Here is a 13059-nt window from a genome sequence, read left to right as displayed (position 1 = left end):
AAAAGTATTTTACACTTTTTAGCCAACTGTCTAATAGGAAACCCATTACAAATGAAATTATTTTTAAACTTTTTTCATTTCGTAGCCTTATTAGGCAAAGAACCTTCCTTTCCTCTTATATTATTGTCTAATCGTAAAAAACACGAAGGGATTATCGCCTGTATCTATTCTTCCTTTAATTCTAATATCCCCTTGAATTCTCTCTATACTAGGTCTAGTGCTTTTATTGTATAAATTATATTCGTTTATCTCCTTAAAATCAACTAGGACATTATTTGTTCTAAATTGGCTCCAGGGAACATAGGTACCGAAACTTAGTACCGTATCCTCTAATACATAAGATATTTGATTATAAGTTCCAGTAGCTTCTCCCCTTTTATGAACGGCTAATACAAAACCGTATTTTCCAGCGGGAATTTTAGAAGGCGGCATATTGTAAAAGGAACTACCATACCAAGCTGTTTCGTTTCTTACTATTATTTCATGGTTGGTATTGTTATAAATTATAATTTTCGCAGCACTGCCGCCTCCATATTCTCTTCTTAAGTAATCAATCTTAGTTCTCGCTTCTTCATAGGTATCTGCTAAATAAGGAATAGCTTCCTCTTCTTCATACCAGATTTTCTCTTCTACTTCTACAGTGACTGGTTGATTGGTTCCTATATAAGCTGCTGAATATTCAATGGGGTACCCAGGGTTGTTTTTTGACACTTCAGCACCATTTACAACAAAGCCTCTTATTTTATCAAAATTCCCAGCTTCATTTTCAAAAGCAGTTAACAAGCCTGCAGCTGCATTTCCTCCTAACTGTTTTACATATACCCTAGCATTTTGCAACGTTGTATTAAATTTTAATTTTTGGCTAACAGTAAGTGATATTGTGGGATTTTTATAGGCAAAGTTAAGTGCTTGTTCTAAGTCAAAGGAAGTTTCATCGGATTCGTACACTAAGGTATACAATCTCCCATAGGTAACGGATGCTATATAAACGGGGGGATTATTTTGCGCAATGTAATTACTTATTACACGCGCAGGGTACTCCTTTTTCACCCAGCCTAAATCACCTTGTAAACTCGATTTCGGATAAACAGATACATTGAAAAAATTTTGTTTTAATGTTACTGCATAATACGTTTTGTTTTTACTAAAATTTATTCCAAAACTAGCTCCTATATCAACGCCATCCGCTCCTGTATATCCAACATTTAGTGCAAGCTGAAGCTGTTTACTATTAAATGCACGCCGAACATCAATACTATAATTAGCAGGAAAGCTTGTATTTGAGGAATAATAGCCTTCAAGGGCAATTTCTAAAGCACTTTGTACCCTTCCTGCGGTTGGATTTTCGATTACCTGACTAGACGATATTGTAGAACTAGAAGAAAAAGCATCTATTTTCACTTCAATCGAATTTCTTCCATTCTCACCTATTGGAATTGAAGCTAGTTCACCTGTCGTGATTGAATTCCTTTGAATAAGATTTCCAGGCCAAATTAAATGTATGCCATTACCGAATTTAGAAAAACTATCAAATTTTTTTTTCTGTAAACTATCTCGATTTGTATCCTTTATTTTTGTCCTAGATTGTCGGAAATAAAATAGTTTTCTTTCAAACCCTTTACAAGAAGGATTCTCATACCTACTTTTATGAATGAGATTGTTCTCAGAATTTAATTGAGTATCAGAATCCTGATATTCGGTAGTATTGCAGCTTAGACTTGATACTTGTACTAAAGTAAACAACGCTAATACTAAGAGGAGTTGTACATTTTTCATATATATCAGTTTTTAAAGATCTCATCTTAATTTATATATAAAAACTTTAGCTCAATTAAATCCCCTAATCTTCTACTTCCTATTTCAAAACAATAACCTATCTCTTACATTTTCATTGATAGAACAGCCATTTTTAGTTTTTTTTGTTTGTTGTTTAGTTTGCCTATAACAGTTTTAAAGGAGCAATAAATCCAACACTTATACATCCTGTATTATAATTTTTTTGATTTAGATACTCTTTAGCATAGCTAGAATAATTATACCAACGTCCTATATAGGCAGCATAGAATCGCAAATCTATTTTTTTAAATGGACTATATTGCATCATTGGAATCACGCCATAACTCGTTCGCAGATGGCTAATTTCATCAATACGCGTGGAAATATTTTTGATATATGCGTTACTTGTCATCAAGGTTAAAGAAAGATGTAGCTTAGAGAAAAGCTTATAATCAATTCGAGTCCAATGTTCTAAATAGGAGGTTTTTTGAGCCAATTGAGGCTCATCACTAGAAAACATCTCACTAATTATTCCACACGTATCAATTGCATCTTTTCTATATTGAACATCGTACATCCAGGTCAACTGGTTGCTTTGGTACTTATTTCCTAAAGCAATGTAGTACATACCTTTCTTTTTGGCTTGTGAAAAATAGCTATAACTATAGGACGTTTGAAACTTATTCCCAAAAAAATCACCTCGCCAATTACCAACAAAAGCAAGTGGTAATTTTGTATTTTTTATTTCACTGGGCAAAGTATACACCCCATTCTCCTCTAACTTATTGGCACTAGCATTTAAAACCTGAACAGTAAAGCGATGTTTTTTATTGTGTTTATATCCTACTCCCGCCCCTACTAAATAATTTTCTGCATGATTGAGTATATCATTGTATGTCAAAACTTCGATTGGATTTAAATCATATTCATACCCTCCCCAGTCGGCAGAGAGTTTTCCTATCGTTACATTGACTTTTGACGTTGCTTGAATATCAATAAAAGCAATATCAACGGAAGAATTCATATGGTCTAAAGTACCTAGGGTAAATGCGTTTGTAAATCTCTTTCTAAATCGAAGTCCTACCTTTTCATGAAGCTTAGCACTTAGGTCTATGCGCAACTCATTACCATTAAAATTACTATTCGCAAACTTACTATCTTCCAAAAAGGAATCAAAGCCATATCGCGTCAATACAATAAGGTCCAAATTTTTGAGAATATCCTGTTTCTCTATGGGAATTATTGGGGTAAAAATAGAATCCTTTTCATGGGTTTGTTGCCCAAAAACGGAAATAGACATTCCCATCCATACTAAAACTACTAATCGCTTCATGTTTTCCACATTATTTTATTTTTTAATTCATTTTATTGTGTTTTAATAAAAAATATTTGATTATTAAATCAAAACATTCTTAAAAAAGACAAAAAATTAAAAAACAAATAATATGCCATTTTATACTACCATATAGCAACAAAAAACATTCATTTGGGACGAAAGCATCAAAGAACCTTTAAACAAAGCATTTAAAAGGAATTAAAAAATTTTATTATTTTTTAATAAATTTCACTTGGTATTTTTTTGCTGCCCCCTCTATTTGAAGAAAATAAATACCTGAGGCTAAAAAAGAAACTTTCAGACTTTGTCTGTTTGCAGCTATCATAGGAATTGTAGTGATTTGTTTTCCTGTGCTATCATAAATGGTTGCCTTTAAAGCGGAAAAAATAAAATCATTTGGAATTTCAACGTTTACTATTTCATCTACCGGATTAGGCCAAGCAATCAATTGTTTATTCTGTTCACCTATTTCTGTATTTTCTAACACCACTCCTTTATAGGTATTCGAATTAACAAGAAGACTATAATCTTGTACTTTATTCACTAATTTCCCTTTATGAGAGATTACAATTTCATATGTTCCCAATTCAGGATTATCAATATCAATTCGCTCTACATTATCAACGATATTATCTCCGCGAACCGCTTCGCTGTGGGTAAAACTCTCTGTCAATTTCCATGGAAAATACACCTCTCCATCTTTATACACCCTAAGGTCTAAATCATTCACTAGGTTTTTAACTCCATTGAATTCTTTAAAATTAGCTTCTTCATACTTTCCCTCTACATCGGACCAACAAATTGTAAAAGACAAGCGATCTACTTTTTCGTCTATTCGTATTTGCTTCGTATTTACTTTATTGTCAATCAATGTTTCTTCATTTACAACCGCCTGGTTTTTAGATGCAGCTGTTAGCAATTGCACTCCATGCCAAGCATCAATCAATCCCCAACCTGTTTTTGCATTAGGTCCTTTTTGCCCCTCTAATTCTTGCGCAGTATTGATCATTATTCCTTTTAGCGTTGCGGCTTTATAGGGAAAATTTTTATGTTCTAAAACCCATTGTTGCCAAAGCAGTAAAATTCCCGAAACGGAAGGAGCTGCCATAGATGTACCACTTAACACAGCATATAAGTTATTCTTTTCAATTTCACCAGTGGAAAAAAGGTATTGATATGCAGAAGAATATACCTCTAGTCCATTCGCTACAATATCTGGTTTTATGCGAAAATCATTCGTAGGTCCATTACTGCTAAAGTCCGTTTCTTGTACCCTACCTGTATGGTCTAAACCAATAGCGCCTACCACAATTGCATTTTTTGCAGTCGCATGTCCCAATAGCAAATCCATTCCTCCTTTTTCAGGATTGACAATTTCAGTATATACTTTATCATTTCCTGCAGCGACGACGGGTTGTAAATAAGGGTATAGATACGCAATCTTATCCATATTCACCGCATCAGTCGTATAAGCACCAAAATAATCCACAGGTAGTAAAGGGCGTTTTTGATCATCCACAGCGGCTATTCCATAGGAATGATTTGTAACTAAAATTCCTTTTTGAGCCAAATATCCCATTTTACTGCTATCATTATCCCATTTGTAGCTATACGCTTCGGCCTCCGGGGCCATACCTTTAGATTTCGGATTTTTACCTTGAGCTATTATTGTTCCAGCAACATGCGTAGCGTGGGTTCTTCGGCGTTCGACAGCACTAAAACCCGCAGCTTCTTCTTCTATATTTTCATCCCAAATTTCCAATAAATGTACGCTCGATTGCGCTGGTGTAGCGAATTCAATATGCTTATCAAAAACTAGATCTCCATCGATTATTCCCACTATCATAGACTGTCCTTCTAGCTGATTAATGCTATTATCCGTAGAGGCAAGCATTTGATCAATTCCACTAAGCGTTCTAGACACTGTATTTAGCGTTTTAAAATAAATTACCGTATTGCGCTCTATTCTCTGCGCTTGATAATAATTCATCTCATCTACAAATTGCTCTTTAAATAGCCTATTTTCCTTGCTATACCTCTGTAATATTTGCTGTGCATCTTCATTTTTTTGTTCTATTTCTTTTATCGCTTGAGCAGCTTCGGTGGTCGTGAATTTTTGTTGTAATTGTTTTCGAATTGCTAGGGATTGCGCATAAATACTTGTCCCTACTAAGAAAACAACAAGACTCAAAAAATATTTTATTTTAAACATCTGATACCCTTAGGATTAGTAAAATACAAATTCACATCAGAATTTGACTTAAAAACATGGTTTAAATTTATAATAAATTAAGCCAATTACAATATATTTTTATCTTTGACAAACCTTAAACTTTAAATTATTTTACCTTATGTATATAAAGAAAGTTATTCTTAGCGTTGCGATTGGCGCTTCTCTATTTTCTATTTCTTGTCAAGACAAGCTTAAATGGGATGAAACCAATGCCTTTTTTCAAGAAAGTGAATTGCCTTATCATACCGCTGATTTTTCAAAGATAAAGAATAAAGACTTTAAACCGGCACTCTTAGAGGGAATGCGTCAGCAAAATGAAGCAATTGAACAAATTACTTCTAACACAGAAGAGCCTACTTTTGCTAATACGATAGAAGCTTTAGAATTATCTGGTAACCTATTGACTAGGGTAAGCAATGTGTTTTATTTATTAACGGGAGCAAATACCAATGATGAATTAATTGCTATAAATAATGAACTAGCCCCGAAATTTGCTTCTCATACCGATGGGATTTATTTAAATGATGCTTTATTTCAACGCGTTAAAAAGTTGTATAATGAAAAGGCCGGAAGTGGACTTGAGGATGAGCAGCTACGACTTATTGATGTATATTATGAACGTTTTGAACAAGCAGGAGCCAATTTAAATACAGAAGACAAAGAAAAGTTAAAACAACTGAATCAGGCTATTGCGTCTTTAACAAATTCATTTAGCGATAAACTCTTAGCTGCAACAAAAGCGGGCTCAGTTAGCTTTACCAAAGAAGAATTAAAAGGTTTATCTGAAGAAGAGTTGAGTTCGCTTCCGCAAAAAGACGGTAAATATTTACTCGCTTTAAGTAATACCACGCAACAACCTGCATTAAGTCAACTTCAACTTCAAGAAACGCGTGAAAAACTTTTCAAACAAGCTTGGCATAGAGCTGAAAAAAAAGATGCGAATGACACACAAACCCTAGTAGTAGAAATTGCAAAAAAAAGAGCCGCTAAGGCTAATTTATTAGGTTTTAATACCTATGCAGCATGGAGTTTACAAGGCACAATGGCTAAAAATCCAGATCATGTATTTAAAATGTTGTCAACCCTCAGTCCGTACGCAACAGAAGCAGCGAGTCAGGAAGCTATAGAATTAAAACATATTGCCGCCGATCAAGGAGGGGATTCTTCCTATGTTTTAAAAGCTGCAGATTGGTCTTTTTATGCAGAACAACTCAAAGAGCAAAAATACGCACTAAATCAAGAGGAACTAAAACCTTATTTTGAATTAGAAAGAGTTTTAAAAGAGGGTGTTTTCTTTATGGCTAAATATTTATATGGTATTTCTTATATCGAAAGAACGGATATTCCGGTTTGGCATGAGGATGTAAAGGTATATGAGTTTTTTAATCAAGATGGAAGCAAGTTAGGCCTTTTCTATACGGATTATTTCCAACGTGATTCAAAACAAGGAGGTGCTTGGATGAGTAATATTGTCGAACAATCTTTCCTAACGAATCGTTTACCTGTTATTTACAATGTAGCAAACTTTCCTAAACCCGCAGATGGAAAAGCAACCTTATTATCCTTAGATCAAGTAGTCACTTTGTTTCATGAATTTGGACATACACTACATGGCTTATTTGCTTCTCAAAAGTATCCAACTTTGTCTGGAACCAATGTTTCTAGAGACTTTGTGGAATTCCCCTCTCAGTTTCACGAGCATTTTGCCTTTGACCCTGTGATATTAGACAATTATGCGAAACACTATCAAACAGGATATGTTATGCCCAAAGAATTTACAGAAAATATACAAGCCACGGCTCGTTTTAATAAAGGGTATGAGCTAACTGAATTACTTGGTGCAGCCATCTTAGATATGGCTTGGCATAGCCTAAGTGAATCCTCAGAAATTCAAAATATCGAGCAATTCGAAATTGAGGCGCTGAAAAAATTCAATATCGACTTAGCAACTGTACCTCCAAGATATCGATCCACTTATTTTAACCATATTTTTAGCGGTGGATATGCTGCGGGATATTACTCGTATAAATGGTCAGAAATGCTTGATTTCGACACCTATGCGTGGTTAATGGAAAACGGAGGTATAACCTTTGAAAATGGAACTACTTTACGAAAGAAATTATTTTCAAAAGGCAATACCGTACCCATGGATAAACTATATTCAGATTTTAGAGGTAAAGAACCTAGTATAGAAGCTTATTTGCACTATTCAGGTTTCACAAAAAAATAAACCTATTCAACCAAAAGGCTATCAAATCGATAGCCTTTTGTGTTTTCACTCTTTTCCTTACTATAGAAATAAAAGGAAAATACTACCTTTGCGGCAAATTTACTTTTCTGATGAATATAAAATTACTCGCCATTGGCAAAACAGATAATAAAGAACTACAAACTTTAATGAATGACTATATCAAACGTTTGTCTTTTTATGTCAAATTTGAAATGGAAGTGATTGCTGATATAAAAAATGCTAAGAATCTATCCGAAGCCCAACAGAAACAGAAAGAGGGCGAACTTATTTTGAGTAAGCTTACTCCTACGGATTTTCTGGTTTTACTAGATGAAAAAGGGAAAGATTTTACAAGTGTTGATTTTGCGGAAGAGCTCCAAAAAAGGATGAATGCCGGAATCAAAACTTTAGTTTTTGTCATTGGCGGCCCGTATGGATTTTCAGAAGAGGTTTATAAAAACGCAAAAGGGAAAATATCATTTTCAAAAATGACATTTTCCCATCAAATGATTCGCTTATTTGTTATTGAGCAGCTTTATCGCGGTTTTACCATTTTACGCAATGAGCCTTATCACCATCAATAATATTTAATATATCTTATCTTGATCTAAAAATTGAGGTCGAACTTTCAATTCTTCTAGTAAAACGCGCATTTGCAAATACTTTTCAAAATTTAGTTCTTTACTAAATCCCAATTGCAGGCTATCTCTTCCTTGAATAGCTTCTGGCAATTTAGTTCTATCGATTGCTTTTCCTTCAAAAAACAAATCATTAGATGCATTCACATATACTAAATTAGCGGTTGAACTAGGACGCTCAAACACATACGCTATAGCTTTAAAAGGAAAGAAAGACAAATGCTTGTTTACCGTATCTGCATAACTATAAAAGACGTCCTTATCATCGGTATGCATATTCGTTTTGTCATATTTTTTACTTTTCACTTCAGCGACTAGCTCTAGAACTTCTTTTGCATTTAGTTCTCTTTCGATATGAAAAATAAAGTTCGTTCCCCCTATTCTATTATTATCATTTAATTGTGGGTGAATCCCATCTTCTGCAAATTCAATGTAAATGGCAGAATGGTCCTCAACACTTTCTTCCACAGTATAGGCAGCACGGGCTAATTTCATTTCTTTTTTATCACAGCTCAAAAAAAGCAAAAGAAAAGGTAATACAAACAGTAATTTTCTCATATCATCAATTGTTTTAAAATTTTTCTAACTTCATTTGCTTCTTTCACGTCGTGAACACGTAAGATATGTGCTCCTTTTTGCAAAGCAACTGTATTCAAAACACTTGTGCCATTGAGTGCTTCTTGAGGCGTACAATTCAAGAGTTTATACACCATTGATTTACGGGATATCCCGACCAATAAAGGCAAATCAAAACAGTGAAAATGTTCCAATTTAGCCATCAATTCATAATTTTGTTCCATTGTTTTGGCAAATCCAAAACCGGGATCTAAAATCACGTCATTAATCTTTGCTTCTCTGGCTTTCGCTAAGCGTTCAGAAAAATAATAACGCATATCCAAAATCAAATCTTTATAGTCAGTCAGGCTTTGCATGCTTTTTGGATTTCCCCTCATATGCATCATAATATAGGGAACTTGTAGTTTTCCTACTACCTCTATCATTTGTTCATCCAATATTCCAGCTGCAATATCATTTACTAGGGCACCTCCTGCTTCAATGGCTCGCTTGGCAACTTGGGAGCGAAAAGTATCGATAGACAATTTAATATTGGGGAATTTATCTACCAATAAAGCCACTACCTCAACGAGTCGCTTAATTTCTTCTTCTTCGCTAACAAATTCAGCACTCGGTTTGGAAGAATAGGCACCCAGATCAATAAAATCTGCGCCTTCGTTGAGCATTCTTTCGGTTTGGTTTAAAAAATCTAAATCTGTCTTATATTTTCCTCCATCGTAAAAAGAATTTGGGGTTATATTCAAAATTCCCATGATTCGAGGAATAGATAAATCAATTAATTCTCCCTTACAATTTATTGTCATACAGCACAATTCAATATTTTGTCTTATTTTTATTGTTATTTAATTCTTCAAAAGATGTAACATTTTTTTCAATGCCATAGTATTATTACTATTTTTGAGGAATAATCCATTACAAAGATAGTTTAAATGAATACGACTTCTATACAATATGATCAGGTAATTGCAATTTGCAAATCGTTATTTCAAAAAAAGATGCACGATTATGGATGTGCTTGGCGCATCATGCGTTTAAGCTCCTTAACCGATCAAATTTATATCAAAGCCCAACGCTTGAGAAGTATTCAAGAAAACACGGTGCGCAAAGTAGATGAGGGAGAAGTTCCTGAGTTTATTGGTATTATTAATTATTGCGTTATGGCTCTCATTAATGCTGAAATTGGTGTAGGTAAATATGCTGATTTATCCGCTGAAGAGGTTGAGAGACTGTACGATAAAAACATTTTGGATACCAAGACGCTAATGGAAAACAAGAATCACGACTATGGAGAAGCTTGGCGCGACTTACGGGTAAGCTCCCTGACGGATTTAATTTTGCAGAAATTACTTCGCGTCAAACAAATTGAAGATAACAACGGAAAAACAGTAGCTTCGGAAGGAATTGAAGCCAATTACCAAGATATGTTAAACTATGCTGTTTTTGCCTTAATCCACCTTGGAATAGTAACTGAATAAATAACCATCAACCCAAAGTTATGAAAATTATAACGCAACTATCACGCATATTTGTAGGCGTATTATTTATTTTATCCGGTTTAGTAAAACTGAATGATCCCACTGGTTTCTCTTTTAAATTAGAAGAGTATTTTTCGGAAGCCGTTTTAAACTTGCCTTTTTTAACGCCTTATGCCCTTTCATTAGCGGTTATTTTGGTTATTGCAGAAGTTATTTTAGGTGTAGCCTTATTACTTGGTTTTTTGCGTAAATTGACTTTGACTTTATTGTTTTTAATGATTTTGTTTTTCACTTTCTTAACCTTTTATTCTGCTTACTTCAACAAAGTAACGGACTGTGGTTGTTTTGGTGATGCTGTTCCTTTGACTCCTTGGGGTTCTTTTACAAAAGATATTGTATTATTTATTCTCATCTTGATTCTTATCAAATATAAAACATTCATCCAGCCCATATTCAAAACAAAAACGAATAATTTGATTCTAATGATTACCCTCATTTTATGTTGTTTTATGGGGTATTGGGTATTAAATCATTTACCTTTAAAAGATTTTAGAGCCTATAAAGTTGGAACGGACATTCAAAAAGGAATGGAAATTCCTGCTGATGCTCCAAAAGCGGAATATCAAATGACCTTCTATTATAATGTCAATGGAAAAGAAGAGAAATTTACCGATAAAGAATTGGGAAATATTCCAGAAGGAGCTGAGTTTTTACGCAGAGAAGATATCCAATTGAGTGAAGGTTACCAACCTGAAATTCACGATTTAACTATGGACTTAAATGGGGAAGAATTTTTAACTCAAATGCTTCAAGAGCCAAAATTAATATGGATTATTTCGTATGATTTAGAACGTGCAGATGCAGAAGGTTTAAAAGTCATGAAAGATTTTGCAAACAAAGCCATAGTAAAAGGATACGTTGTAGCCGGATTAACTGCTTCAAGCACGGCAATCATTGAAGATGTAGTTAAGAAATACGAGTTGCCTTTTACCTATTATAGCTCAGATGCAACAACATTAAAAACGATTGAAAGAGCCAGTCCTAGTATTGTTGTGTTAGAACAGGGAGTTATCGTCCAGAAAAAACACTGGAAAGACCGCAATCAAGTTACCTTAAAATAAAAAGATTTTGTTGGCTTATATCATCAAAAAACTGGGGTATGCCTTAGTAACACTTTGGGGAGTAGTAAGTGTTGTATTCTTTTTATTTAACATTTTACCAGGGGATCCCGCTCGTATGATGTTAGATCAAAATGAAAATGCAGAACAACTTGCCGCTATTAAAAAGAAATATGGATTTGATCAACCAGTTAGCAAACAGTACCTTTTGTATCTGAATGATTTATCTCCTATTTCTTTACACAGCACAGATCCTGATGCGTATAGTTTTCGCCACGCAAATAAATATGAAGGGGTTGTTTTACTACCCCTTGCACAGACCGAATTGATGCTTAAAGTTCCGTATTTGCGGGAGAGTTTTCAGAAGAATGGCAAAACTGTCAGTAGTATCTTAGCGGAGACTTTACCCAATACTGTTTTATTGGCTCTTGTTGCTATAGGCATCGCTCTTTTTATTGGAGTTCTATTAGGCATTGTTTCGGCACTCTATGTCAATACGTGGCTGGATCGTTTTATTTCGATTGTCAGTACGTTTGGAATGAGTATTCCTTCTTTTTTTAGTGCCATTTTATTTGCTTGGGTATTTGGTTATCTCTTACACACCTATACGCAATTGCCTATGACGGGTAGCTTATATGAGGTAGATGACTATGGGAATGGTCGTTACTTAGCGATACGTAATATAATCTTACCCGCTGTAGTTTTGGGTATCAGACCGCTTTCTGTGGTGATACAACTCATGCGAAATTCTCTTTTAGAAGTTTTGAGTTTAGATTATATTCGCACTGCTAAAGCAAAGGGAATGCGTATGACTCAGGTTATTTACAAGCACGCTTTAAAAAATGCGCTTAATCCTGTAGTCACTGCCCTATCGGGATGGTTTGCTTCAATGTTAGCTGGTGCTGTTTTTGTCGAATATATTTTTGGATGGAATGGCTTAGGCAAAGAAATAGTTGAAGCACTCAATACGTTAGACTTACCTATTATTATGGGGGCTGTATTAACCATTGCCACTGCTTTTGTAATCGTAACAATTTTAGTAGATTTGATCTATGCTTATTTAGATCCTAGAGTAAAGTTAAATGAATAAATATCTCAAACTATGAAAAAACTTTTTATATCCCTTTCTATACTAGCTATTACAGCTACGGCATGTAAGCAACAAACCGAAAAATTAGAAGTTATTTCGACAGAAGAAAAAACAGAAGTAGCTCCAGCGGAAGAAAAAACAGCTGCAACAAAGTTTGCACAAGAAGCACTTAATCAAGAATTTCACAAACTTGAGGGAGGAACGATTTCTTTTCAAGAAATCCTAGCTCAAAATAAAGGAAAAGTGATTATGATCGATATTTGGGCTGCATGGTGCCCAGATTGTATTAAGGCTTTACCTGAAATCAAAACAATAAAAGCTGATTTTCCAACTGTTGCGTTTGTCAATTTATCGCTAGATAAATCACAAGAAAAATGGAAAGAGGCGATTGAAAAACACGCAATTGAAGGACAGCATTTTTATCTTGAGGATGAAAAACGCATGAAAGGGGTTTTTGGTCAAGCTATCCAACTTAATTGGATTCCACGCTATATCCTTGTCAATAAAGAAGGAGAAATTGAGCTTTTTAATGCTACAGAGAAAAACTTTGAAGAGATAAAAGCCTTGTTAAAAACAATACAATAATT

11 protein-coding genes are annotated in these 13059 nt (G+C 34.4%); 6 read left to right on the top strand and 5 right to left on the bottom strand.

All coding sequences use genetic code 11. From position 1 onward, the window contains the following. Nucleotides 1-120: 120 nt before the first annotated feature. From ACMHJ2_RS06410 to ACMHJ2_RS06400, 3 genes are all read right to left on the bottom strand, one after another. Nucleotides 121-1776 carry a thiol-activated cytolysin family protein gene (locus ACMHJ2_RS06410; protein ID WP_413512132.1) on the bottom strand — a complete coding sequence of 552 codons (1656 nt, stop codon included), beginning with the start codon at nt 1774-1776 and terminating at the stop codon, nt 121-123. A 163-nt stretch (nt 1777-1939) separates the two neighbouring features. Then, on the bottom strand, nt 1940-3109 hold the full coding sequence (locus ACMHJ2_RS06405; RefSeq protein ID WP_413512131.1) for a porin: 1170 nt from the start codon (nt 3107-3109) through the stop codon (nt 1940-1942). Nucleotides 3110-3323: 214 nt separating this feature from the next. Continuing rightward, entirely contained in the window at nt 3324-5324 is a 2001-nt protein-coding gene (locus ACMHJ2_RS06400; RefSeq protein WP_413512130.1) for a S8 family serine peptidase, read from the bottom strand. A gap of 139 nt (nt 5325-5463) precedes the next feature. Between ACMHJ2_RS06400 and ACMHJ2_RS06395 the strand changes: the two genes are divergently transcribed. Beyond that, nucleotides 5464-7575 (top strand): M3 family metallopeptidase, encoded by a 2112-nt coding sequence (locus ACMHJ2_RS06395; protein WP_413512129.1) that lies wholly within the window; start codon nt 5464-5466, stop codon nt 7573-7575. Nucleotides 7576-7685: 110 nt separating this feature from the next. Continuing rightward, entirely contained in the window at nt 7686-8159 is a 474-nt protein-coding gene (rlmH, locus tag ACMHJ2_RS06390) for a 23S rRNA (pseudouridine(1915)-N(3))-methyltransferase RlmH (protein WP_413512128.1), read from the top strand. A 3-nt stretch (nt 8160-8162) separates the two neighbouring features. On the opposite strand, the gene ACMHJ2_RS06385 is transcribed toward rlmH, so the two are convergent. Further along, a complete protein-coding gene (locus ACMHJ2_RS06385) occupies nt 8163-8771 on the bottom strand; it encodes a hypothetical protein (protein WP_413512127.1) in 609 nt (202 codons plus the stop codon). Next, nucleotides 8768-9592, bottom strand: a complete 825-nt coding sequence (gene folP / locus ACMHJ2_RS06380; RefSeq protein WP_413512126.1) for a dihydropteroate synthase — start codon at nt 9590-9592, stop codon at nt 8768-8770. The genes ACMHJ2_RS06385 and folP overlap by 4 nt, the downstream gene beginning before the upstream one ends. A gap of 126 nt (nt 9593-9718) precedes the next feature. On the opposite strand from folP, the gene ACMHJ2_RS06375 reads away from it, so the two are divergent. The 4 genes from ACMHJ2_RS06375 to ACMHJ2_RS06360 are packed head-to-tail and all read left to right on the top strand — an operon-like array spanning nt 9719 to nt 13057. After that, on the top strand, nt 9719-10264 hold the full coding sequence (locus ACMHJ2_RS06375) for a DUF1599 domain-containing protein (protein ID WP_413512125.1): 546 nt from the start codon (nt 9719-9721) through the stop codon (nt 10262-10264). A gap of 20 nt (nt 10265-10284) precedes the next feature. Beyond that, the gene (locus ACMHJ2_RS06370) at nt 10285-11385 is read left to right on the top strand and encodes a BT_3928 family protein (protein ID WP_413512124.1); all 1101 of its coding nucleotides are present in this window, start codon (nt 10285-10287) and stop codon (nt 11383-11385) included. A gap of 7 nt (nt 11386-11392) precedes the next feature. After that, nucleotides 11393-12472: an ABC transporter permease gene (locus tag ACMHJ2_RS06365; RefSeq protein ID WP_413512123.1), complete on the top strand. Its 1080-nt coding sequence runs from the start codon at nt 11393-11395 to the stop codon at nt 12470-12472. A 12-nt stretch (nt 12473-12484) separates the two neighbouring features. Beyond that, a complete protein-coding gene (locus tag ACMHJ2_RS06360; protein WP_413512122.1) occupies nt 12485-13057 on the top strand; it encodes a TlpA family protein disulfide reductase in 573 nt (190 codons plus the stop codon). Nucleotides 13058-13059 lie beyond the last annotated feature (2 nt).

Origin of the sequence: Myroides odoratus, from assembly GCF_965118575.1 — a bacterium.
GTDB classification, from domain to species: domain Bacteria; phylum Bacteroidota; class Bacteroidia; order Flavobacteriales; family Flavobacteriaceae; genus Flavobacterium; species Flavobacterium odoratum_B.
The sequence above is the reverse complement of the archived record's forward strand: the minus strand, read 5'-3'. Positions and strand labels throughout refer to the sequence as shown.

Bases quoted from the DNA above. Each gene is read 5' to 3' on its own strand.
- ACMHJ2_RS06410 (WP_413512132.1), bottom strand. From the start codon at position 1,776: ATGAAAAATGTACAACTCCTCTTAGTATTAGCGTTGTTTACTTTAGTA.
- ACMHJ2_RS06405 (WP_413512131.1), bottom strand. From the start codon at position 3,109: ATGAAGCGATTAGTAGTTTTAGTATGGATGGGAATGTCTATTTCCGTT.
- ACMHJ2_RS06400 (WP_413512130.1), bottom strand. From the start codon at position 5,324: ATGTTTAAAATAAAATATTTTTTGAGTCTTGTTGTTTTCTTAGTAGGG.
- ACMHJ2_RS06395 (WP_413512129.1), top strand. From the start codon at position 5,464: ATGTATATAAAGAAAGTTATTCTTAGCGTTGCGATTGGCGCTTCTCTA.
- rlmH (WP_413512128.1), top strand. From the start codon at position 7,686: ATGAATATAAAATTACTCGCCATTGGCAAAACAGATAATAAAGAACTA.
- ACMHJ2_RS06385 (WP_413512127.1), bottom strand. From the start codon at position 8,771: ATGAGAAAATTACTGTTTGTATTACCTTTTCTTTTGCTTTTTTTGAGC.
- folP (WP_413512126.1), bottom strand. From the start codon at position 9,592: ATGACAATAAATTGTAAGGGAGAATTAATTGATTTATCTATTCCTCGA.
- ACMHJ2_RS06375 (WP_413512125.1), top strand. From the start codon at position 9,719: ATGAATACGACTTCTATACAATATGATCAGGTAATTGCAATTTGCAAA.
- ACMHJ2_RS06370 (WP_413512124.1), top strand. From the start codon at position 10,285: ATGAAAATTATAACGCAACTATCACGCATATTTGTAGGCGTATTATTT.
- ACMHJ2_RS06360 (WP_413512122.1), top strand. From the start codon at position 12,485: ATGAAAAAACTTTTTATATCCCTTTCTATACTAGCTATTACAGCTACG.